Source organism: Pseudomonas monsensis, from assembly GCF_014268495.2.
GTDB lineage: Bacteria > Pseudomonadota > Gammaproteobacteria > Pseudomonadales > Pseudomonadaceae > Aquipseudomonas > Aquipseudomonas monsensis.
Genome location: NZ_CP077087.1, coordinates 1,508,906 through 1,530,587, shown reverse-complemented (window position 1 = coordinate 1,530,587; position 21,682 = coordinate 1,508,906). Strand labels below are relative to the sequence as shown.

Here is a 21,682-nt window from a genome sequence, read left to right as displayed (position 1 = left end):
GTGTAAGAACTTAAGTCAAAGTCGGATGCCCAATATCCGGCATTTCCTTGTCTGGTGTACGACTAGTGGAGTGCCGGTGTAGGATTCGCGCCCTTTTGGCGTAAGCCGATCCGTTCCTTCGTTCCACAGCCTTTGGAACCCGAAATAGCTATGTCATCGCGTAAATTTGGTCTCAACCTGGTGGTGGTTCTGGCAATCGCCGCCCTGTTCACCGGTTTCTGGGCGCTGATCAACCGCCCGGTCTCCGCGCCCAACTGGCCGGAGCAGATTTCCGGTTTCTCCTATTCGCCATTCCAACAGGGACAATTCCCACAGAAGGATCAGTATCCGACTGACGATGAAATGCGCCGCGACCTGGAGATCATGAGCAAGCTGACGGACAACATCCGCATCTACTCGGTCGACGGTTCGCTGCAGGACATCCCGAAACTGGCGGAAGAATTCGGTCTGCGCGTGACGCTGGGGATCTGGATCAGCCCTGACCAGGAACGCAACGAGCGGGAAATCCAGCGCGCCATCGAACTGGCGAACACTTCGCGCAGCGTGGTTCGCGTGGTGGTCGGCAACGAAGCGATCTTCCGCAAGGAAATCACCGCCGAACAACTGAGCGTGCTGCTTGATCGCGTGCGGGCGGCCGTCAAGGTGCCGGTGACCACCTCCGAGCAATGGCACGTCTGGGAAGAACACCCGGAGCTGGCCAAGCACGTCGACCTGATCGCGGCGCACGTCCTGCCCTACTGGGAATTCATTCCCGTGGACAAGGCCGGGCAGTTCGTCTTCGACCGCGCCCGCGACCTGAAAAAGCTGTTCCCGAAAAAACCGCTGCTGCTGTCCGAGGTCGGCTGGCCGAGCAACGGTCGCATGCGCGGTGGCGCCGATGCGTCGCCGGCGGATCAGGCGATTTACCTGCGCACGCTGGTCAACAAACTTAACCGTCAGGGCTTCAACTACTTCGTGATCGAAGCCTTCGACCAGCCGTGGAAGGCCAGTGACGAAGGTTCGGTGGGCGCCTACTGGGGCGTATTCAATGCCGCGCGTCAGCAGAAGTTCAACTTCGAAGGCCCGGTGGTGGCGATCCCGCAATGGCGCGTACTGGCCATCGGTTCGGTGGTGCTGGCGCTGCTGTCGCTGACCCTGCTGATGATCGACGGTTCGGCCCTGCGTCAGCGCGGCCGTACCTTCCTGACCTTTATCGCGTTCCTCTGCGGTTCGGTGCTGGTGTGGATCGGCTACGACTACAGCCAGCAATACAGCACCTGGTTCAGTCTGACCGTGGGTTTCCTCTTGGCGCTGGGTGCGCTCGGGGTATTTATCGTGCTGCTCACCGAGGCCCATGAACTGGCCGAAGCGGTGTGGATTCACAAGCGGCGACGCGAATTCCTGCCGGTGATCGGTGATTCGGACTATCGACCGAAAGTCTCGATTCACGTGCCCTGCTACAACGAGCCGCCAGACATGGTCAAACAGACCCTCGATGCCTTGGCTGCCCTCGATTATCCGGACTATGAAGTCCTGATCATCGACAACAACACCAAAGACCCCGCGGTCTGGGAGCCGGTGCGCGACTACTGTGAAACCCTGGGGCCGCGCTTCAAGTTCTTCCACGTCTCGCCCTTGGCCGGGTTCAAGGGCGGCGCGCTGAACTACCTGATTCCGCACACCGCCAAGGACGCCGAAGTGATCGCGGTGATCGACTCCGACTACTGCGTGCACCCGAACTGGCTCAAGCACATGGTGCCGCACTTCGCCGATCCGAAAATCGCCGTGGTGCAGTCGCCGCAGGATTACCGCGACCAGAACGAAAGCACCTTCAAGAAGCTCTGCTACGCCGAATACAAAGGCTTCTTCCACATCGGCATGGTCACCCGCAACGACCGCGACGCGATCATCCAGCACGGCACCATGACCATGACCCGCCGCTCGGTTCTGGAAGAACTGGGCTGGGCCGACTGGTGTATCTGTGAGGACGCCGAACTGGGTCTGCGCGTGTTCGAAAAAGGCCTGTCGGCGGCGTATTACCACGACAGTTACGGCAAGGGCCTGATGCCGGATACCTTCATCGACTTCAAGAAACAGCGTTTCCGCTGGGCTTACGGCGCGATCCAGATCATCAAACGCCACACCGGCAGCCTGTTGCGCGGCAAGGACACCGAGCTGACCCGCGGTCAGCGTTACCACTTCCTTGCGGGCTGGTTGCCGTGGGTCGCGGACGGCATGAACATCTTCTTCACCGTCGGCGCGCTGTTGTGGTCGGCGGCGATGATCATCGTGCCGCAACGGGTCGATCCGCCGCTGCTGATTTTCGCGATCCCGCCGTTGGCGCTGTTCGTGTTCAAGGTCGGCAAGATCATCTTCCTGTACCGTCGCGCCGTCGGCGTGAACCTCAAGGATGCGTTCTGCGCGGCGCTGGCCGGGCTGGCGTTGTCGCACACCATCGCCAAAGCGGTGCTGTACGGCTTTTTCACCAGCAGCATTCCGTTCTTCCGCACACCGAAAAACGCCGACAACCATGGCTTCTGGGTGGCGATTTCCGAAGCACGGGAAGAGCTGTTCATCATGTTGCTGCTGTGGGGCGCGGCGCTGGGGATCTACCTGGTGCAAGGCATTCCGAGCAACGACATGCGCTTCTGGGTGGCGATGCTGCTGGTGCAGTCGCTGCCTTACGTCGCGGCACTGATCATGGCGTTCCTCTCGTCGCTGCCGAAACCTTCGGCGGCCCCTGAGCCGGCGCCTGTCGTCTAATTCCTCGACGAAGCACTAAACGGCGGCCAATGGCCGCCGTTTTGCTTTAAGATAACCGCCATTTTGCGGGGCTTGGCGTGATACGCGGTGTAACTGACCGAACCCAATCCCTGTGGGAGCGAGCTTGCTCGCGAAGGCTTTGTAACATTCAACCCTTATGTTGCCTGATACACCGCTTTCGCGAGCAAGCTCGCTCCCACATTGGCCCTCGCTCGAATTCATGATCCCGGAGTTTTCCATGACGGCCCACGCCGACCTTTCGCCGACCCTCCAACTCGCCATCGACCTGATCCGCCGCCCGTCCGTGACGCCAGTCGACGCCGATTGCCAGAAGCAGATGATGCAGCGCCTGGGCGATGCCGGTTTCACCCTGGAGCCGATGCGCATCGAGGATGTGGATAACTTCTGGGCCACCCACGGCAATGACGAAGGCCCGGTGCTGTGCTTCGCCGGCCACACCGACGTGGTGCCGACCGGTCCGGTGAGCGCCTGGCAGATCGACCCGTTCAACGCCGTCATTGATGAACACGGCATGCTCTGCGGCCGTGGCGCAGCGGACATGAAAGGCAGCCTGGCGTCGATGACCGTGGCCGCCGAGCGCTTCGTCGCCGACTACCCGAACCACAAGGGCAAGGTCGCGTTCCTGATCACCAGCGACGAGGAAGGCCCGGCGCACCACGGCACCAAGGCTGTGGTGGAACGTCTGGCAGCGCGCAACGAACGTCTGGACTGGTGCATCGTCGGCGAACCGTCGAGCACTACCCTGGTCGGCGACGTGGTGAAAAACGGTCGGCGCGGCTCCCTCGGTGCCAAGCTCACTGTTCGAGGTGTTCAGGGCCATGTGGCCTACCCGCATCTGGCGAAGAACCCGATCCACCTCGCCGCCCCGGCGCTGGCCGAACTGGCTGCCGAGCACTGGGATCACGGCAACGATTTCTTCCCGCCGACCAGCTTCCAGATTTCCAACGTCAACTCCGGCACCGGCGCGACCAACGTGATCCCGGGCGATCTGGTGGCGGTGTTCAACTTCCGCTTTTCCACCGAATCGACCGTCGAAGGCCTGCAGAAGCGCGTGGCCGACATCCTCGACAAACACGGTCTGGACTGGCACATCGACTGGGCGCTGTCCGGCCTGCCGTTCCTCACCGAGCCGGGCGCGCTGCTCGACGCGGTGTCGTCGAGCATCCGCGACATCACTGGCCGCGAGACCAAGGCGTCCACCAGTGGCGGTACGTCCGATGGCCGTTTCATCGCGACCATGGGCACCCAGGTGGTTGAACTGGGCCCGGTCAACGCGACCATCCACCAGGTCAACGAGCGCGTGCTGGCAGCCGATCTCGACGTACTGACCGAGATCTACTACCAGACCCTGATCAAGTTGCTCGCCTGATGCTCGCGTGCCCGATCTGCAGTGAACCGCTTAACAGCGTGGACAACGGCGTGGTCTGCCCTGCCGGCCACCGCTTCGACCGTGCGCGTCAGGGTTACCTGAACCTGTTGCCGGTGCAGCACAAAAACAGCCGCGATCCCGGCGACAACCAGGCCATGGTCGAAGCGCGCCGCGACTTCTTGAATGCCGGGCATTATGCGCCGGTGGCCAAACGCCTGGCCGAACTGGCGGCGAGTTACGCCCCGGATCGCTGGGTCGATATCGGTTGTGGCGAGGGTTACTACACCGCACAGATCGCCGAGGCTTTGCCAAACGCAGATGGCTACGCGCTGGACATCTCCCGCGAAGCCGTCAAACGCGCCTGCAAGCGCAACCCGGCCCTGACCTGGTTGATCGCCAGCATGGCTCGCGTGCCGTTGGCGTCGGGCAGTTGCCAGTTTCTCGCCAGCGTTTTCAGCCCGCTGGACTGGGAAGAGGCCAAGCGCCTGCTCAGTGTCGGCGGCGGCCTGATGAAGGTCGGCCCGACCAGCGGCCATCTGATGGAACTGCGCGAACGGCTGTACGACGAAGTGCGCGAATACACCGACGACAAGCATCTGGCCCTGGTGCCCGAAGGCATGGCGCTGGCGCACAGCGAAACCCTGGAATTCAAACTGACGCTGGACAAGCCCGAGGATCGCGCCAACCTGCTGGCAATGACACCCCACGGCTGGCGCGCCAGTGCCGAGCGTCGTGCAGCGGTGATCGAACAGGCCGAGCCGTTCGTGACCACCGTGTCGATGCGCTACGATTATTTCGTTCTTCAATAACTTTTGGTCTCGGGCGAGTGCCCGGGGCCGGCTAAATCCGCGAATGGATTTTTCAGACCCGCAGTGAGGACATCCATGCGCCAACCGGATATCGAGATTTACCTGAAAGACGCCGACGTCGACCACAAGGCCATTTCCGCCTGGCTCGGCGCCGCGCTGGGCCCGTGCAGCGACTGGGTACAGAAAGGCCAGACTTACAAATGCAAGGCCGGCAACATCCCGGTGACCTGGCTGCCGAAAGCCGTGGGCAAGTGGAACAGCCTGTACCTGGAAAGCGATGCGACCCCATGGGACGACGACATCGCCTGCGCCCGCGCCGCCTTCGCCGCGTTGAACGTGGAGGTGCGTTGCGCGCCAGGGACGTGGGTTGAAGAAGAAGGTGAAGAGACGGCGGATCGCTGGATTCGCATCAGCGCCGATGGTGAAGAAGAGATCACCTGGAAAACTGCTTAACAGCAGCTGCAGGTTACGAGCTGCAAGCTGCAAGTCTCAAGCTGAACGGCTTGTAGCTTGTGGCTTGCAGCTTGAAACCGCTGTTACAAGCCGACTACATCCTCAGCCTGCAAACCCTTCTCGCCAGTAATCACTGCGTATTCAACCTGCTGGCCTTCAGTCAGCGACCGGTGCCCTTCGCCGCGAATCGCGCGGTAGTGCACGAACACGTCCACCCCGTCTTCGCGCTGAATAAAGCCGTAGCCCTTGGCGTCGTTGAACCACTTCACATTGCCGGTTTCACGTGTTGCCATCTGTTCATACTCCTTTTTTATTATTGAACAGGCTTTTCGCAGGAAAGCCTTCGCGGAACGTCAGCCTGCGTCCGACGTCCATAAAAGGGCCCCGGCGACAGACCGCCGAGTATATGACAGGTGCGAAAAGTCTCAACAGGAGATTACTTCGCCGCTTTTTTGCCGATTTTCGGTGAATACGGCAAACTGTCGACCTCCCGAGCAAACGCTCGGTTTATCAACTCACGCAGAAGCCGTATGACCCGTTCCCCGTTCCGCCGTCTTGTGTTTGGCACCTTGCGCCGACTGTTGTATCTCTGGGTGCGATCCGAGACGATCAACCAGTCGTCGTTCACCCTCAACCTCGACCGCAGTCGTCCGGTGTTCTACGTCCTGCAAAACCCTTCACTGACCGATCTGGCCGTGGTCGACACCGAGTGCACCAAGGCTGGCCTGCCGCGTCCGGTGCTGCCGGTGTCGGTCGGTTCGCTGATCGAGCCGGCGGCGTTTTTCTATCTGACGCCGGACCCCGACTGGCTCGGTCGCCAGGATAAACGCGGCGCACCGCCAACCCTGACCCGTCTGGTCAGCGCCCTGACCCAGAACGCCGCCGAAGACGCACAGATCATTCCGGTCAGCGTGTTCTGGGGCCAGTCGCCGGACAGCGAAAACAGTCCGTGGAAGTTGCTGTTTGCCGACAGCTGGGCCGTGACCGGGCGCCTGCGTCGCCTGCTGAGCATCATCGTCCTCGGCCGCAAGACCCGCGTGCAGTTCTCGGCGCCGATCCACCTGCGCGAACTGATCGAGCATAACAAGGGCCACGAACGCACGGTGCGCATGGCCCAGCGCATCCTGCGCGTGCACTTCCGCAATCTGAAAGCCGCCGTCATCGGCCCGGACATTTCCCACCGCCGTAACCTCGTCAAAGGCCTGCTCAACCAGCCACTGGTCAGGCAAGCGATCGTCGAAGAGGCCGAGCGCGAGAACATCTCCCTGGAAAAAGCCAAGGCCCAGGCCCTGCGCTACGGCAACGAGATCGCTTCGGACTACACCTACACCGCGATCCGCTTCCTCGAAGTGGTGCTGAGCTGGTTCTGGAACAAGATCTACGACGGCATCAAGGTCAACCACATCGAAGGCGTGCAGAAGGTCGCCCAGGGTCACGAAGTGATCTACGTGCCGTGCCACCGCAGCCACATCGACTATCTGCTGCTGTCGTACTTGCTGTTCCGCAACGGCTTGACCCCACCACACATCGCCGCCGGGATCAACCTCAACATGCCGGTGATCGGCAGCCTGCTGCGCCGTGGCGGCGCGTTCTTCATGCGCCGCACGTTCAAGGGCAATCCGCTGTACACCTCGGTGTTCAACGAATACCTGCACACCCTGTTCACCAAAGGTTTCCCGGTCGAGTACTTCGTCGAAGGTGGCCGCTCACGCACCGGGCGCATGTTGCAACCGAAGACCGGCATGCTCGCCATCACGATGCGCAGCTTCCTGCGTTCGTCGCGGATGCCGATCGTCTTCGTGCCGGTGTACATCGGTTACGAGCGCGTGCTGGAAGGTCGTACCTACCTCGGAGAATTGCGAGGCGCGAGCAAGAAGAAAGAATCGATCTTCGACATCTTCAAAGTCATCGGCGCGCTCAAGCAGCGCTTCGGCCAGGTAGCGGTGAACTTCGGCGAACCGATCAAACTCGCGGAATTCCTCGACAGCGAACAGCCGGGCTGGCGCCAGCAGGAACTCGGTCCACAGTACAAACCGGCATGGCTTAACGAAACCACCAACCGCCTCGGCGACAAAGTCGCGCAACACTTGAACGAAGCGGCGGCGATCAACCCGGTCAATCTGGTGGCGCTGGCATTGTTGTCGACCACCCGCCTGGCGCTGGATGATCGCGCGATGGCGCGGGTGCTGGATCTGTACCTGGCCCTGTTGCGCAAGGTGCCGTACTCGCCACACACGACCTTGCCGGAAGGCGATGGCCGCGCATTGATCGAGCACGTGAAGGACATGGATCTGCTGTCCGAGCAGAACGACGCCCTGGGCAAAATTCTCTACCTGGACGAGCAGAACGCCGTCCTGATGACCTACTACCGCAACAACGTGCTGCACATCTTCGCCCTGCCGGCACTGCTGGCGAGCTTTTTCCAAAGCACGTCGCGCATGAGTCGCGAACAGATCCTGCGCTACACCCGCGCACTGTATCCGTACCTGCAATCGGAGCTGTTCATTCGCTGGACGCTGGACGAGCTCGACGGGGTCGTCGATCAGTGGCTGGAAGCGTTCGTCGAACAGGGGCTGCTGCGCTTCGAGAAAGAGCTGTACTTGCGACCGGCACCGAGTTCGCGGCATTTCGTGCTGCTGACCTTGCTGTCGAAAAGCATCGCGCAGACGTTGCAACGCTTCTACATGACGGTGTCGTTGCTGCTCAACGCCGGCCAGAACAGCATCAGTGCCGAAGAGCTGGAAGACCTCTGCACGGTCATGGCCCAGCGCCTGTCGATCCTGCACGGCCTCAATGCCCCGGAATTCTTCGACAAGAGCCTGTTCCGCCACTTCATCCAGACCCTGCTCGACCTCGACGTTCTTCGTCGCGACGAAGCCGGCAAACTGAGCTATCACGAACTGCTCGGCGAACTGGCCGAAGGCGCGGCCAAACGCGTGCTGCCCGCGGAGATTCGCTTGTCGATCCGCCAGGTGGCGTTGCACCGCAGTGAAGATGCAGCAGACCAACCGACCAGCCAGTCCGAAGCCTGATGCAATACCTGTAGGAGAGAGCCGGCTCGCGGTGGGGCAGACAACAGGGATGTTGAACCGCCATCGCGAGCAAGCCCACTCCCACATTGAAAGGAGATTTACCATGAAAAAACTCACCGTTCTCGCTGCCGCTGCCCTGCTCAGCGCCTGCCAGTCGACCACCCCCGCCGGCAAAGTCGGCCTCGACGGCGAAGTGTTCTACCTGCAACGCATCGCCCTGCCACCGAGCGCGACCCTGAGCGTGAGCCTGCAAGACGTGTCGCTGGCCGATGCACCGGCGGTGGTCCTCGATGAACAGAAAGGCCCGGTCAAAGGCCAGGTTCCGTTGCCGTTCCACTTGAGCTACGATCCGGCCCAGGTCAAACCCGGCCACCGTTACTCAGTCAGCGCGCGCATTGAAGTCAACGGCGAGCTGATGTTCATCACCACCGAAAACCACGCCGTGCAACTCGACGGCAACGACCCGCAACCGCTGAAAATCCGCGTCGACGCTGTTCGTTAATTCATTTTCTGCAACAAGGAAGCCGCCATGCTCCGCCCTACCCTTCGCTTCGCCGGCCTGTGCGCAGGCCTGATGATCTGCGCCAACGCGATGGCACTGTCGCTTACCGACCTGTCGCAACAAGACGCCGCCGGCGGCCTCAAGGATGCGCTGGCTCAAGGCGCGCAAATCGCCGTCAAACAACTCGGCACCCCGGGTGGGTTCAGCAATAACCCGGACGTGAAGATCGAATTGCCGGGCAAACTCGGCAAAGCCGCCAGCAAAATGAAAGCCTTCGGCATGGGTGCCCAGGTCGAAGAACTGGAAACCGCCATGAACAAGGCCGCCGAATCCGCCGTGACCCAGGCTCAGCCCATCCTGATCGACGCCGTGAAAAAAATGAGCGTGGCTGACGCCAAAGGCATCCTCAGCGGCGGCAAAGATTCGGCCACTCAATACCTGGACAAATCCAGTCGCGAACAGATCCGCGCCAAGTTCCTGCCGATCGTCAAACAAGCCACTGACAAAGTCGGCGTGGCCCAGAAATACAACGCCTTCGCCGGCCAGGCCGCCACCTTCGGCGTCGTCGACGCCAAGAGCGCCAACGTTGAAAACTACGTCACCGAACAAGCGCTCAATGGCCTGTTCGAAATGATCGGCAAACAGGAAGAAACCATCCGCCAGAACCCGGCCGCTGCCGCGACCAGCCTGGCGAAGAAAGTGTTCGGGACGCTGTAAATCCCGAACGACAAAAAGCCCGCTGACCTCCACCGGCTCAGCGGGCTTTTTTGTGGGCGCCAATGTTGCGAATCGACTTGATCGAGGCTCACTCCTACAGTTGGATCGTGAGCAATCCGTTAGAGACTGGTCGGCTGGGGGGCCGTCATCGCTGGCAAGCCAGCTCCCACACAAGCGCACGAGCAAAACACGCACACCTCGTCCCGCCTCGCTCCTCACCACTCAACAGGATGAGCGTTAGCTCGGCTGCAGCTTTTGATCTTCATCTCCCAAAGGTTGGAAAGAGTCCATGCAGAGAGAGATTGGGAGGCTGTGCGGGCCTCATCGCCAGCAGGCTGGCTCCTAAAGTTGATTGCGTACATCTAAAAAAAACAGGTCGGCTATCAGGCCGCCATCGCTGGCAAGCCAGCTCCCACAGAAGCGCACGAGCACAACGCGCACACCTCATCCCGCCTCGCTTCTCACCACTCAACAGGATGAGCGTTAGCTCGGCTGCAGCTTTTGATCTTGATCCACAGGCCCCGTCGGCAGGCTGAGTGGAGGGATTGATCCGGGGGTGGGAGCGCAGCGACCGTTTGGCGAAGCCAAACACATCGAGAGGAGGTGCAGCGAAGCAAACCGGAGGCGATGCGCCCGGAACAATCCCGGAGCGAAGGAACCCCGAGCCCCAGCGAGCGGGCCGAACGTTGGGGCAAAGACCTTTGGTTCCTTTGGGGCGTTTGCCAAAGGGACTCGCCGTAAGGGCGAAACCGCCAGCCGCAACCCCCAAACCAACGGATATTCACCCAAAACCCCAAGAACCTGGCCGGCCCGAAGGCCGCCACGTCAAACCAAAGATCAACCCTCGCGACGAACCCTGAACCAAGCCGCATACAACGCCGGCAAAAACAACAACGTCAGCGCCGTCGCCACAATCAACCCACCCATGATTGCCACCGCCATAGGCCCGAAAAACACACTCCGAGACAAAGGAATCATCGCCAGAACCGCCGCCAGCGCCGTCAACACAATCGGCCTGAAGCGTCGTACGGTCGCCTCGATAATCGCCTGCCACGGCCTGAGCCCGGAGGCAATATCCTGCTCGATCTGATCCACCAGAATCACCGAGTTGCGCATGATCATCCCCGACAGCGCGATCGTCCCCAGCATCGCCACAAAGCCGAACGGCTGACGGAACACCATCAAAAACAACGTCACCCCGATCAACCCCAACGGCGCCGTCAAAAACACCATCACCGTGCGCGAGAAGCTACGCAGTTGCACCATCAGCAAGGTCAGCACCACAACGATGAACATCGGCACCCCGGCGTTCACCGACTTCTGCCCACGCGCCGAGTCCTCCACCGTACCGCCGACATCCAACAGATAACCATCCGGCAATTCAGCACGAATCGAATCCAGCGTCGGCATGATCTGTTTGACCAGTGTCGCTGGCTGCTCCTTGCCATAAATATCGGCACGCACGGTCACGTTCGGCAGGCGATTGCGGTGCCAGATAATGCCCTCCTCGAAGCCATATTCCAGCGTGGCGATCTGCGACAACGCCACACTGCGGCCGTTGTCCGTCGGCACCGCCAGACTCGGCAACAACGACAATTCAGTGCGCTCATGCACCGTGCCGCGCAGCAGAATCTCGATCAACTCGTTGTCTTCGCGGTACTGACTGACACTTGAGCCGGTCAACGAACTCTGCAGGAATTTCGCCAGATTGGCGGTGCTCACCCCGAGTGCCCGAGCGCGGTCCTGATCGATATTCAGATACACGACCTTGCTCGGTTCTTCCCAATCCAGATGCACATTGACCACATGCGGATTCTCGCGAACCTTCGCCGCCACCTTGCGCGCCAGCGCGCGGACTTCCTCGATGTGTTCACCGGTGACGCGGAACTGCACCGGGTAACCCACCGGCGGCCCGTTCTCCAGACGCGTCACCCGCGAGCGCAGGGCCGGGAACTGCTCGTTGAGCGTGTCGATCAGCCAGGTGCGCAGCACCTCGCGCTCCTCGATGGTTTTCGCCAACACCACAAACTGGGCGAAGCTCGCTGCCGGCAATTGTTGATCCAGCGGCAGGTAGAAACGCGGCGAACCGGTGCCGACATACGCCACGTAGTTGTCGATGCCGGCGTGATCCTTGAGCAGCGCTTCCAGGCGCTTGACCTCGCCGGCGGTGTTGGCCAAAGACGCGCCTTCGGCGAGTTTCAGATCGACCATCAATTCCAGCCGGTTGGAGGCTGGAAAGAACTGCTGCGGCACGAACCGGAACAACATCACCGAGGCGATGAACAGCCCCAGCGTCATCACGATCACGGTTTTGCGATGCACCACGCACCACTCCACCAGCCGCCGCACCCGCTGATAGAACGGCGTGCCGTAAGGGTCTGACTGGCCATCAGCCGTTCCGTGTTTGGCCGCATGAATCTTCGCCAGATCCGGCAGCAGTTTTTCCCCCAGATACGGCACGAACATCACCGCCGCCACCCACGAGGCGAGCAACGCGATGGTCACCACCTGGAAGATCGAGCGGGTGTATTCGCCGGTGCCGGACTGCGCCGTGGCAATCGGCAGAAAACCTGCGGCAGTGATCAACGTGCCAGTGAGCATCGGGAATGCGGTGCTGGTCCAGGCATAGCTCGCCGCGCGAATACGGTCGAAGCCCTGCTCCATTTTGATCGCCATCATTTCCACGGCAATGATCGCGTCGTCTACCAGCAAGCCCAGCGCCAGCACCAACGCGCCGAGGGAAATCTTGTGCAGGCCGATGCCCAGGTAATACATGCAGGCGAAGGTCATCGCCAGCACCAGCGGAATGGTCAGCGCCACCACCATGCCGGTGCGCACGCCAAGGGAAAAGAAGCTCACCAGCAACACAATCGCCAGCGCTTCCACCAACACCTGAACGAACTCGCCGACCCCGGTTTTCACCGCTGCCGGCTGGTCGGAGACCTTGCGCAACTGCATGCCGGCCGGAAGGTTTTTCTGGATCCGCGAGAACTCGCCTTCCAGTGCTTTGCCGAGCACCAGAATGTCGCCGCCATCTTTCATCGCCACGGCCAGCCCGATCGCGTCCTCACCCATGAAGCGCATGCGCGGCGCCGGTGGATCGTTGAAACCCCGGCGGACATCAGCGACGTCGGAGATGCGGAACGTGCGATCGCCGACGCGGATCGGGAAGTTCTTTATCTCATCGACGGTCTTGAAATTCCCCGTAACCCTTAGCTGCAAACGCTCGCTGCCGGTCTCGAAGAAGCCGGCGGTGGACACCGCGTTCTGTTCTTCCAATGCCTGCTGCACGGCTGCCAGCGGCAAGCCGAGGGTGGCGAGTTTGACGTTGGACAGTTCGACCCAGATCTTCTCGTCCTGCAAACCGAGCAGGTCGACCTTGCCGACGTCCTTGACCCGTTGCAGCTGGATCTGAATGCGGTCGGCGTAATCCTTGAGCACGGCGTAGTCGAAACCATTGCCGGTCAGCGCATAGATATTGCCGAACGTGGTACCGAATTCATCGTTGAAAAACGGCCCCTGAATCCCCGGCGGCAAGGTCTGCCGGATGTCGCTGACCTTCTTGCGCACCTGATACCAGAGGTCAGGAATCTGGTTGGAATGCATGGAGTCGCGGGCGATGAAGGTGACCTGCGACTCACCCGGGCGAGAGAACGAGACGATGCGTTCGTACTCACCGGTTTCCATGAGTTTCTTTTCAATGCGCTCGGTGACCTGACGCGAGACTTCCTGCGCGGTCGCCCCCGGCCAACGGGTCTGGATGACCATGGCCTTGAAGGTGAACGGCGGGTCTTCACTCTGGCCCAGTTTGGTGTAAGACAAGGCGCCGACGACGGCCAGCAACAGCATCAGGAACAGGACGATCTGGCGATTACGCAGCGCCCATTCGGAAAGGTTGAAGCGCATCGGGACTTACTCCTTGTCCGCCAGATGGACCACACGGTTGGAGCGATCCACGGGGCGCACCTGCTGACCTTCGAGCAGCACATGCACGCCAGCGGCGACCACCCAGTCGTTGGCGTTGAGGCCTTCGAGCACCGGCACGGTTTTTTCGCCGAACGGACCGACGCGTACCGGGGTTTTCTTCAGCGTGTTGTTGGCGCTGACGACCCAGACATAGGTCGCGCCGTTTTCGGCGGTCAGTGCCGAGAGTGGCACCGACAACGGCACGGCATCGGCCGACTGCACGAACACCCGGGCGCTCTGGCCCAGCTCGGCCGGGACCTTGCCGCTGGTGAAGGCAATGCGCGCGGCGAAGGTGCGGGACTTTGGATCGGCTGCAGGCGACAGTTCGCGGATCTGCCCGGCGAAGCGCTGGTTCTGTTGCGTCCACAGTTCAACGGTCACCGGCTGACCGACCTTGAACCGGCCAAAACTTTGTTCCGGCAGGCTGATGAGCACTTCGCGCTCGCCGTCGGTGGCGAGGGTGAACACGGTTTGCCCGGCCGCGACCACCTGACCGACTTCCACCGAACGCTTGGCCACTACGCCGTCCTGCGGCGCGCGCAGTACCGCGTAACTGGCCTGGTTGGTCGAGACGTTGAATTCGGCTTTGATTTGTTTGAGGCGGGCTTCACCGGAGCGGTAAAGGTTTTCGGCGTTGTCGTAAGCCGAGCGGCTGACCATCTGCCGGTCCATCAGGGTCTTGTAGCGGTCGCGTTCGGCGCGCACCAGATTGAGGTTGGCTTCGGCAGCAGCGACCTGGGCGCGGGTGGCCTCCAGTTGCAGGCGGACATCCTGCGGATCGAGCTCGGCCAGCGGTTGATCGGCCTTGACGCGTTGGCCCTCATCAACCAGTCGTCGGCTGACTTTGCCGCCGATGCGGAACGCCAGATCGGGCTCGTAGCGCGCGCGCACCTCGCCCGGGAAACTTTCCATCGCCTGCGTCGAAGGCTCTGGCTGCACCACCATGGCCGGTCGCACGGTCACTTGCACCGCCTCCTCCTGACCACACGCCGACAACAAAAACGCCAGACTGGCTGGCAACGCAAAGGACAACGCATGGCGGAACATGGTGACGGACCTTTCGCTAATGGTGCTTGGAATATTTATACTGGCCGGTATGGTATTAATAGCAAACTCACCAGTCCAGTATTAAAAGCGAAGAATGTCGAACAATCTTTCAGCTCCAAACGGCCCGGGCCGTCCGAAGGATCCGGCCAAGCGCCGGGCGATCCTCGATGCGGCGAAAATCCTGTTTCTGAGTCAAGGCTACGCCAACACCAGCATGGACGCGGTCGCCGCCGAGGCTGGCGTGTCGAAGTTGACGGTTTACAGCCACTTCAACGACAAGGAGACGCTGTTCTCCTCCGCCGTGATGGCCAAATGCGAGGAGCAGTTACCGCCGCTGTTCTTCGAATTGCCTGCCGGCATCGCCGTGGAAAATGTGTTGCTGAACATTGCGCGAGGCTTTCATCAGCTGATCAACAGCGAAGAGTCGGTGAATTTGCACCGTTTGATGATGGCGCTGGGCACACAGGATCCGAAGCTCTCGCTGATCTTCTTTGAGGCCGGCCCCGAACGCATGGTGCAAGGCATGGAGCGGCTGCTGAAGCGCATCCACGAGACCGGCGCGTTGAGCATCGACCAACCGCGTAACGCGGCCGAGCACTTCTTCTGCCTGATCAAGGGCGCGGGGAATTTTCGCTTGCTGTATTGCTGCGGTGAGCCGCTGAGTGAAGAGGCGGCGGAGATCCATGTACAGGAGGTGGTGGGGTTGTTCATGCGGGCGTATCGGCCCTGATTATTCAGGGTCTGTGCTGACGCCATCGCTGACACGCCAGCTGCCACAGGGGTTGTGGTAAACACCCATCGTGCGAACGACACAAAAACCTGTGGAGCTGGCTTGCCAGCGATTGGAGCGACTCGGTTTTACGGCTTGAGCGCTTTCTTCGGGTAAATATCGTATCGGCTGGACTTGCCATCCAGCGCATGACTCGGCTTCGGCCCTTCGATACACGGCGCCTTGCGCGGACGCTTGACCACCACCCGGTGCGTCGCCAGTGCCAGCGCTGCTTCAAGCAAGGCCGGGGCATCCGGATCATCCCCGACCAACGGCCGGAACAGGCGCATTTCCTTCTTCACCAACGCGGTTTTCTCGCGATGCGGGAACATCGGGTCGAGATAGATCACCTGCGGCGGCTCGCCTTCCCAGTTACGCATGACCTCGATGGAGTTGCCCTTGAGCAGCTTCATCCGCGCCACGATCGGCGCCACCTCGAAATCTTCCGCCGCCCGCGCCAGACCGTCCTCCAGCAGCGCACCGATCAGTGGCTGGCGCTCGATCAGGCTCATCTCGCAACCGAGGCTGGCCAGCACGAACGCATCCTTGCCCAGCCCCGCCGTGGCATCCAGCACCCGTGGTCGCACGCCCTGGGCGATGCCGACGGCCTTGGCGATCATCTGCCCGCTGCCGCCACCGTACAACCGCCGATGCGCCGCGCCGCCCTCGACAAAATCGACGCGTACCGGCCCCGGTGCATCCGGGCCCAACTGCTGCAGTTGCAAACCCTGCTCGCCGACCTGCAAGGCGAACTCACCGTCGGCCACTGCCAGCGGCAGGCCCAGACGCTCGGCCCACTGCTCGGCTTGCGCTTCAAACGCCGGGCCGAGGGCCTGGACATGGATGCGGCAGGCCGCGGGTTGCTCAATCATGAAAACACGCTCAAAAAAGTTAAGGATCGGCAAAAAGTGGCCGATAAACCAATCAACGCGCATTTTGCCAGAGCTGAGCGTCAACCGAAAAAAATGTCAGGCATTCTTCCCACATCGATTGGCTACATTTCGCCCCATGGCGACTTCAGCCGTCAAAACACTCAAGCACTGAGCGGCGTCAGTCACCTGTGGCAGGATTTCTTTGCCCAGGCGCTGGCCGAACAGACGAGTGAAGTGGTACCCGCCTGCGGCACATTCCCCCCGGTTGACCTGAGCAGCCCTGAAGAACCGACCCTGGGCAGCGAACTGCACGCGCACATCATCAGCCAGCGCGAATGCGATGTGGTCGAAACCGAAGTGCGTCCGCCGGAGCCGCTGTTCCTGCCGATCGCCGAATTCGAAATGGAATTGCTGGACAAGCCGTTCCCGCCGTTCCCGCCTGAAGAGCTCAAGGCTCAGCAAGAGCAGCAGGATTTCGACAGCAGCTGGGTACGCCCGATCGTGATCAACAACGGCCAGCCAACACCAGAGCCTGGCCCGGCCCCGCAGAAGAAGCCGCTGTACCTGCCGATTGCCGAGTTCGATCTGGATCTGCTGCAAAAGCCTTGTCCGCCATTCCCGCCAGAAGAAATCGCCGAGCAACAGAAGGCGCTGGACTTCGATAACGGCTGGGCCCGCCCGATCGTTCTGCAGAACCTGCGCCTCGCCGCCTGACCCTCAGCGACACACGCTCCAGCGCCCGACATCGACATGAAAGTGATTACGGTGAGCGGCGTTGTAATCCGGGCTCAATACCACACTGAACGCCTCACAGGCGCCGTCACGCACCTGGCGTAGGAACTGCGCGTCGCGAGTTTGCCCTGGCCAGTCCTTGAGGACGCTGATGCTGCGCCCGCTGGCCAGACGAAATCCGGCGATATCCAGCGCATCGGCACTGGCATGCCGGCTGAGTGCGCCGCTCTCACGGTTATAGACATTGCGGCAGGCGAAGCTGCCAAGGTGATCGAGACGGCTGACTTTCTCGCCGTAAACGGCTTGAGCGACGGGTTGCAGGGTGTGGCGCTCAAACAAGGCGTAGGCCACCGCCAGCGGACAACTGGCGAGGAAACCGCTGCTCAGCGCGACCTCGCCGCCCTGCACGCGTAAGGTGCCGATCAGCGGACACTTGGCATCGGGGCTGTCGGATTGCCGTGTGACACGCAGTCCAGAGCTGCTCAGCGCCTGTGCACAGAGTTCGGGATCGCTGCGCAAGCGCATCAGTTTGTAGCCGGTCAGCCAGTTGGGGACTGCCTTCACATCCAGCGGCGCCCACGGATTCCACTCGGCTGGCACATCCAGCCAGCCACGCCAGACACTGACCATCGCACCGCCAATCAGCAGCAGCACACTCAGCGCAAACCAGCGTCCCACGTTCAGCCTTTGAAAAACTGATTGGCCTGGGCGTAGGGCATCGACTGCGAAGTAAACCCGAAGGTGCCCGTTTGCTGGATCTCTTCAGCGGCGCGCAAGAATCCGCCGAACGCGGCCAGTGCCAGTGCCGAACCGGTGCTGATGCGCCGCACGCCCATTTCTTCGAGTTCCTGCAACGTCAACTTCAAACCGCCGGACATCAACACGTTGACCGGCTTCGGCGCCACCGCACGCACCACTGCCAACACTTCTTCGGCACTGCGCAAACCCGGCGCATACAGCACGTCGGCACCGGCTTCGGCGAACGCCTGCAAGCGGCGGATGGTGTCGTTGATATCGGGATGGCCGTGCAAGTAGTTTTCCGCACGGGCGGTCAGGGTGAAGGGAAAAGGCAGCGTACGCACAGCGGCGACGGCGGCTTCGATGCGCGCCACCGCGTGTTCGAAGCAATAGATGGGCGCGTCGACGCGGCCTGTGGCGTCTTCGATTGAACCACCCACTGCGCCCGCCTCGGCGGCACGCAACAGGCTGTTGGCGGATTCGAGCGGGTCATCGGCGAAGCCGTTTTCCAGATCCACCGCCACCGGCAGATCCGTGGCCGCGACAATCGCCCGGACGTTGGCCAGGGTCTCATCGAGCGTCAACGCACCATCGGCCTTGCCTTGGGAAAACGCGTAACCGGCGCTGGTCGTGGCCAAGGCCTGATAGCCGAGACTGGCGAGCATCTTCGCCGAGCCAGCATCCCATGGGTTGGGGATGACGAAAATGCCCGGCCGTTCATGCAGGGCTTTGAAAGCGTGGGCTTTACGGGCTTGTTCTTCGCGGGCTTGGGCGTCCATCGGCAGGCTCCTGGGCAGAAAAAACCGCCTCAGAGCAGGCCAAGTTGCTCGGCGGCGGGTTCTCTGTATAGCTCAGGCAGCGATGGCAGGCCAGGCAAACGTTGCATCAATTGCGTGTGAAAACGTTGCGCCAGTTTCGCCGCCAGCAGGTTGTCGGCGGTGTGCAGAAAGATATAAGGCGTGCGGCCCTCTTCGATCCACTCGGCGATTTTTGTTACCCACGGCACGAGGAAGGGATCGTTGGCTTCGAGTTCGGGATGCCCGATGAAGCGTACTTGCGGGGACTGCGTGAAGGCCGCCGGGCGCGTCGGCACACGGGGCTTTTTGGACTGCGCGTGAATCACCGAAGATTCGGTCGACAGGCAACTGAACAGCGCCCGCGGATCGAGGCAGATGCGTTCGACGCCACGGTCGAGCAGCAGACGATTGAGCAGGCGCTCACTCTCGCCCTTGGCGAAGAACTGCTCGTGACGCACTTCCACCGCCAGCGGGCAATCCAGCGCATCAATGAACCCCGCCAGTTCCGGCAGGCGCTGCGGCGTGAAGCTTTTCGACAGTTGCAGCCAGAACGGCGCGACGCGTCCGCCCAGCGGCTGCATCAACTGCAAAAAGGTTTCGGCGGCGGTCAGTTGCTCGCGCAGGTCACCGCTGTGGCTGATGTCGCCGGGGAACTTGGCGGTGAAGCGAAAGTGCTCGGGCATGACCTCGGCCCAGCGCTGCACGGTGGCCGGCGACGGGCTGGCGTAGAAGGTCGTATTGCCTTCCACGGCGTTGAACACTTGGGAATAGAGACCGAGAAAGTCGGAGGTTTTCGCGTCTACCGGGTACAGATACTCGCGCCAGGCATTTTCGCTCCAGGACGGGCAACCGAGGTAGTAAGGCAGCGCCATCAGATGTACAAATCGAGGCCCAGCACGTCTGCATCCCAATCGACAAAACCGGCGGTGCTCAGGTAACTGGCCAAGGCCATCGCTACGCTCTTTTTCATCGCACGGTGATAAATCATGTCTTGCTGACGGGCAGGCAGATTGCTCAGGCGTTGTGCCGAGGCTTTGGCAGCACGGGCGGCCAGTTGCTCTTCAGTCGGGAACTCCAGCTCGCCGTCGATATCGTCGACGGATTCATCCAGCGCCACATTGCCTTTGCGAGGCTTGCGCTTGATGGGATAGGACTGAGAGGAAACGCCGTCTATACGCATAAATTCATGCTCGGTATCAATGATGGCAATTTAGCGGCACCTGACCGACTTAGCAAATCGCCGAGTGATAACTAGAACACATAAAGCGCAAAAGGTTTAAAGCGCGGGGTTGGAAACTGACGATTGGCAGGATTTGGAATAAGGCACTGAATTGCGGCTGAGTGTTTTTGTCGCGAAGGAGCAAGCTCCCTCGCCACAATGGACCTCGCCGTTTTGATTGATCAGCGAGCCTTGGGGGTGGCGACTTTGTCGCGCAGGTAAACCGGTTGCGCGTCATCGGCCGGGATCGACTCACCGCGCTCCCAGGCGAAGCGCGCCAGGGTCAGCAAGTCTTCGGCATGGGGCAACATGCCCGCATCGGAACCGCTCGGTTTGACGGCAATACGCTCGCCGTAGCCCCAACCGGTACCGGCACCGAACCACTCGCCGCTGGCGTCTTGCGGCAGCGCTGCAACCTCGGGTGGCAACACCGCTTCGGCACCGACCAGACGCATCTCGCCGGCAGTCTCGCGGTAGCAGCCCCAATACACTTCATCCATCCGCGCATCAATGGCCGCTGCAACCTGGCTGACGCCGTGCTCGCGATGAGCCCGTTGCGCCAGCACCGCCAGGTTCGACACCGCAAGCACCGGACGGTCGAGGGCAAACGCCAGCCCCTGCACTACACCGATGGCGATCCGCACACCGGTGAATGCACCCGGGCCGCGACCGAACGCGATGGCGTCCACCGCTTGCAGCGTGGTGCCGGCGTCGGCCAGCAGTTGCTGGATCATCGGCAACAGCTTTTGCGCATGCAGGCGCGGGATCACCTCGTAATGGCTCGTGACCTTGCCGTCGTGCAGCAAGGCAACGGAGCAAGCTTCAGTCGCGGTGTCCAGGGCCAGCAAGGTGCTCATTGATGTATCCAAAACAGGTGGGAAAAAGGTGCGTCAGTATAAACAACTACGGCCCGCAAGCGGGCCGTGGATGATGCAGCAGAATCAGCTTTTTCAGCTCAGCGCCTCAAGTACCTTGGCGGTGATGGCTTCAACCGAACCGACACCCGGGATGTGGCTGTACTTCGGCTTGCCGGCATTGGTAGCGGACAGCTTCTGGTAGAAGTCCACCAGCGGCTTGGTCTGCGAATGGTAGACCGACAGGCGATGACGCACGGTTTCTTCAGTGTCGTCCTTGCGCTGTACCAGTTCTTCACCGGTGATGTCGTCTTTGCCAGCGATTTTCGGCGGGTTGTAGACGATGTGGTAAACGCGGCCGCTGGCCTCGTGCACACGACGACCGGCGATACGCTGCACGATCTCTTCGTCTTCAACGGCGATTTCAACCACGGCGTCCAGTTCGACACCGGCAGTCACCAGCGCTTCGGCCTGCGGAATGGTGCGCGGGAAGCCGTCGAACAGAAAGCCATTGGCGCAGTCAGCTTGAGCGATGCGATCCTTGACCAGCGCGATGATCAGGTCATCCGACACCAGGCCACCGGCATCCATGATGCTCTTGGCCTTGATGCCCAGCTCGGTGCCGGCCTTGACCGCAGCACGCAGCATGTCGCCAGTGGAGATTTGCGGAATGCCGAATTTTTCGGTGATGAACTTTGCCTGAGTACCTTTACCGGCCCCGGGAGCTCCCAGCAGAATGACGCGCATCGATGTGCTCCTCAATTTTTTATATAAAAGCTTTACAAAACAAAGGATTCGCTACTTGGCGGCGAATCCTGAAAATACGGGTCGTGGCCACACAAACGGCCAAAGGCTGATCAAGATACACAGCAGGCTGCGCCCACACAAGACGCCAAAAGTCGGAGAAACCGACGCCCGCCGCGACCTTGCGACACGGTGACCCAAGTCGCAACCCCATCATTAACTGTCGCCTGGCGGCACATTTCCCCTGTGCAGCAAACGACAGCCGAGGCATGCATCGGCTGCCGCATCCTACGGAAAAA

The 21,682-nt window shown here is 61.1% G+C and carries 20 protein-coding genes; 10 read left to right on the top strand and 10 right to left on the bottom strand.

Annotated features, from left to right (window positions below; translation table 11 throughout):
* Positions 1 to 150 precede the first annotated feature (150 nt).
* The 4 genes from HV782_RS06525 to HV782_RS06510 all read left to right on the top strand — a co-directional run bounded on the left by HV782_RS06525 (position 151) and on the right by HV782_RS06510 (position 5,394).
* On the top strand, positions 151 to 2,742 hold the full coding sequence (locus HV782_RS06525; protein WP_123465060.1) for a glycosyltransferase: 2,592 nt from the start codon (positions 151 to 153) through the stop codon (positions 2,740 to 2,742).
* A 238-nt stretch (positions 2,743 to 2,980) separates the two neighbouring features.
* Positions 2,981 to 4,132, top strand: coding sequence for a succinyl-diaminopimelate desuccinylase (dapE, locus tag HV782_RS06520; protein ID WP_123465058.1), 1,152 nt, complete (start codon positions 2,981 to 2,983; stop codon positions 4,130 to 4,132).
* A complete protein-coding gene (locus HV782_RS06515) occupies positions 4,132 to 4,941 on the top strand; it encodes a putative RNA methyltransferase (protein ID WP_123465056.1) in 810 nt (269 codons plus the stop codon). Before dapE ends, HV782_RS06515 begins: the two co-directional genes overlap by 1 nt.
* A 75-nt stretch (positions 4,942 to 5,016) precedes the next feature.
* Positions 5,017 to 5,394 carry a hypothetical protein gene (locus HV782_RS06510; protein ID WP_039769649.1) on the top strand — a complete coding sequence of 126 codons (378 nt, stop codon included), beginning with the start codon at positions 5,017 to 5,019 and terminating at the stop codon, positions 5,392 to 5,394.
* Between the two features lie 83 nt (positions 5,395 to 5,477).
* Here HV782_RS06510 and HV782_RS06505 read toward each other — a convergent pair whose 3' ends face one another.
* Positions 5,478 to 5,687 (bottom strand): cold-shock protein, encoded by a 210-nt coding sequence (locus HV782_RS06505; RefSeq protein ID WP_007908870.1) that lies wholly within the window; start codon positions 5,685 to 5,687, stop codon positions 5,478 to 5,480.
* A gap of 237 nt (positions 5,688 to 5,924) precedes the next feature.
* Here HV782_RS06505 and plsB point away from each other — a divergent pair, with 237 nt between their 5' ends.
* The 3 genes from plsB to HV782_RS06490 all read left to right on the top strand — a co-directional run bounded on the left by plsB (position 5,925) and on the right by HV782_RS06490 (position 9,645).
* Positions 5,925 to 8,426, top strand: a complete 2,502-nt coding sequence (gene plsB / locus HV782_RS06500; protein WP_186745105.1) for a glycerol-3-phosphate 1-O-acyltransferase PlsB — start codon at positions 5,925 to 5,927, stop codon at positions 8,424 to 8,426.
* A 103-nt stretch (positions 8,427 to 8,529) separates the two neighbouring features.
* Positions 8,530 to 8,928: a YbaY family lipoprotein gene (locus HV782_RS06495; protein ID WP_123465052.1), complete on the top strand. Its 399-nt coding sequence runs from the start codon at positions 8,530 to 8,532 to the stop codon at positions 8,926 to 8,928.
* Between the two features lie 27 nt (positions 8,929 to 8,955).
* Positions 8,956 to 9,645, top strand: a complete 690-nt coding sequence (locus tag HV782_RS06490) for a DUF4197 domain-containing protein (protein WP_123465050.1) — start codon at positions 8,956 to 8,958, stop codon at positions 9,643 to 9,645.
* 837 nt (positions 9,646 to 10,482) lie between these two features.
* Here HV782_RS06490 and HV782_RS06485 read toward each other — a convergent pair.
* Both HV782_RS06485 and HV782_RS06480 read right to left on the bottom strand, forming a co-directional pair.
* Entirely contained in the window at positions 10,483 to 13,551 is a 3,069-nt protein-coding gene (locus HV782_RS06485) for an efflux RND transporter permease subunit (RefSeq protein WP_186745095.1), read from the bottom strand.
* A gap of 6 nt (positions 13,552 to 13,557) precedes the next feature.
* Complete coding sequence (locus HV782_RS06480) at positions 13,558 to 14,658, bottom strand: efflux RND transporter periplasmic adaptor subunit (protein ID WP_123465046.1); 1,101 nt, start codon at positions 14,656 to 14,658, stop codon at positions 13,558 to 13,560.
* Positions 14,659 to 14,752: 94 nt separating this feature from the next.
* Here HV782_RS06480 and HV782_RS06475 point away from each other — a divergent pair, with 94 nt between their 5' ends.
* Positions 14,753 to 15,388, top strand: coding sequence for a TetR/AcrR family transcriptional regulator (locus HV782_RS06475; RefSeq protein ID WP_123465044.1), 636 nt, complete (start codon positions 14,753 to 14,755; stop codon positions 15,386 to 15,388).
* A 128-nt stretch (positions 15,389 to 15,516) separates the two neighbouring features.
* Here the strand turns inward: HV782_RS06475 and HV782_RS06470 are convergent, their stop codons facing one another.
* Complete coding sequence (locus HV782_RS06470; protein WP_123465042.1) at positions 15,517 to 16,299, bottom strand: class I SAM-dependent methyltransferase; 783 nt, start codon at positions 16,297 to 16,299, stop codon at positions 15,517 to 15,519.
* A 93-nt stretch (positions 16,300 to 16,392) separates the two neighbouring features.
* On the opposite strand from HV782_RS06470, the gene HV782_RS06465 reads away from it, so the two are divergent.
* Positions 16,393 to 17,013 carry an energy transducer TonB gene (locus HV782_RS06465; protein WP_123465988.1) on the top strand — a complete coding sequence of 207 codons (621 nt, stop codon included), beginning with the start codon at positions 16,393 to 16,395 and terminating at the stop codon, positions 17,011 to 17,013.
* A 3-nt stretch (positions 17,014 to 17,016) separates the two neighbouring features.
* Here the strand turns inward: HV782_RS06465 and HV782_RS06460 are convergent, their stop codons facing one another.
* From HV782_RS06460 to adk, 6 genes are all read right to left on the bottom strand, one after another.
* Positions 17,017 to 17,709, bottom strand: a complete 693-nt coding sequence (locus HV782_RS06460) for an extensin-like domain-containing protein (protein WP_186745093.1) — start codon at positions 17,707 to 17,709, stop codon at positions 17,017 to 17,019.
* Positions 17,710 to 17,711: 2 nt separating this feature from the next.
* Positions 17,712 to 18,548 carry an isocitrate lyase/PEP mutase family protein gene (locus HV782_RS06455; RefSeq protein ID WP_186745091.1) on the bottom strand — a complete coding sequence of 279 codons (837 nt, stop codon included), beginning with the start codon at positions 18,546 to 18,548 and terminating at the stop codon, positions 17,712 to 17,714.
* 29 nt (positions 18,549 to 18,577) lie between these two features.
* A complete protein-coding gene (locus HV782_RS06450; protein WP_123465036.1) occupies positions 18,578 to 19,438 on the bottom strand; it encodes a DUF72 domain-containing protein in 861 nt (286 codons plus the stop codon).
* Positions 19,438 to 19,746, bottom strand: a complete 309-nt coding sequence (locus tag HV782_RS06445) for a hypothetical protein (protein ID WP_123465034.1) — start codon at positions 19,744 to 19,746, stop codon at positions 19,438 to 19,440. Before HV782_RS06445 ends, HV782_RS06450 begins: the two co-directional genes overlap by 1 nt.
* Before the next feature lie 221 nt (positions 19,747 to 19,967).
* Positions 19,968 to 20,642 carry a tRNA (adenosine(37)-N6)-threonylcarbamoyltransferase complex dimerization subunit type 1 TsaB gene (gene tsaB, locus HV782_RS06440; protein ID WP_128615720.1) on the bottom strand — a complete coding sequence of 225 codons (675 nt, stop codon included), beginning with the start codon at positions 20,640 to 20,642 and terminating at the stop codon, positions 19,968 to 19,970.
* A gap of 93 nt (positions 20,643 to 20,735) precedes the next feature.
* Positions 20,736 to 21,386: an adenylate kinase gene (adk, locus tag HV782_RS06435; RefSeq protein ID WP_123465030.1), complete on the bottom strand. Its 651-nt coding sequence runs from the start codon at positions 21,384 to 21,386 to the stop codon at positions 20,736 to 20,738.
* Here adk and HV782_RS06430 point away from each other — a divergent pair.
* Positions 21,376 to 21,579: a hypothetical protein gene (locus tag HV782_RS06430; protein ID WP_128615721.1), complete on the top strand. Its 204-nt coding sequence runs from the start codon at positions 21,376 to 21,378 to the stop codon at positions 21,577 to 21,579. The two genes, adk and HV782_RS06430, sit on opposite strands and share 11 nt — an antisense overlap.
* Positions 21,580 to 21,682 lie beyond the last annotated feature (103 nt).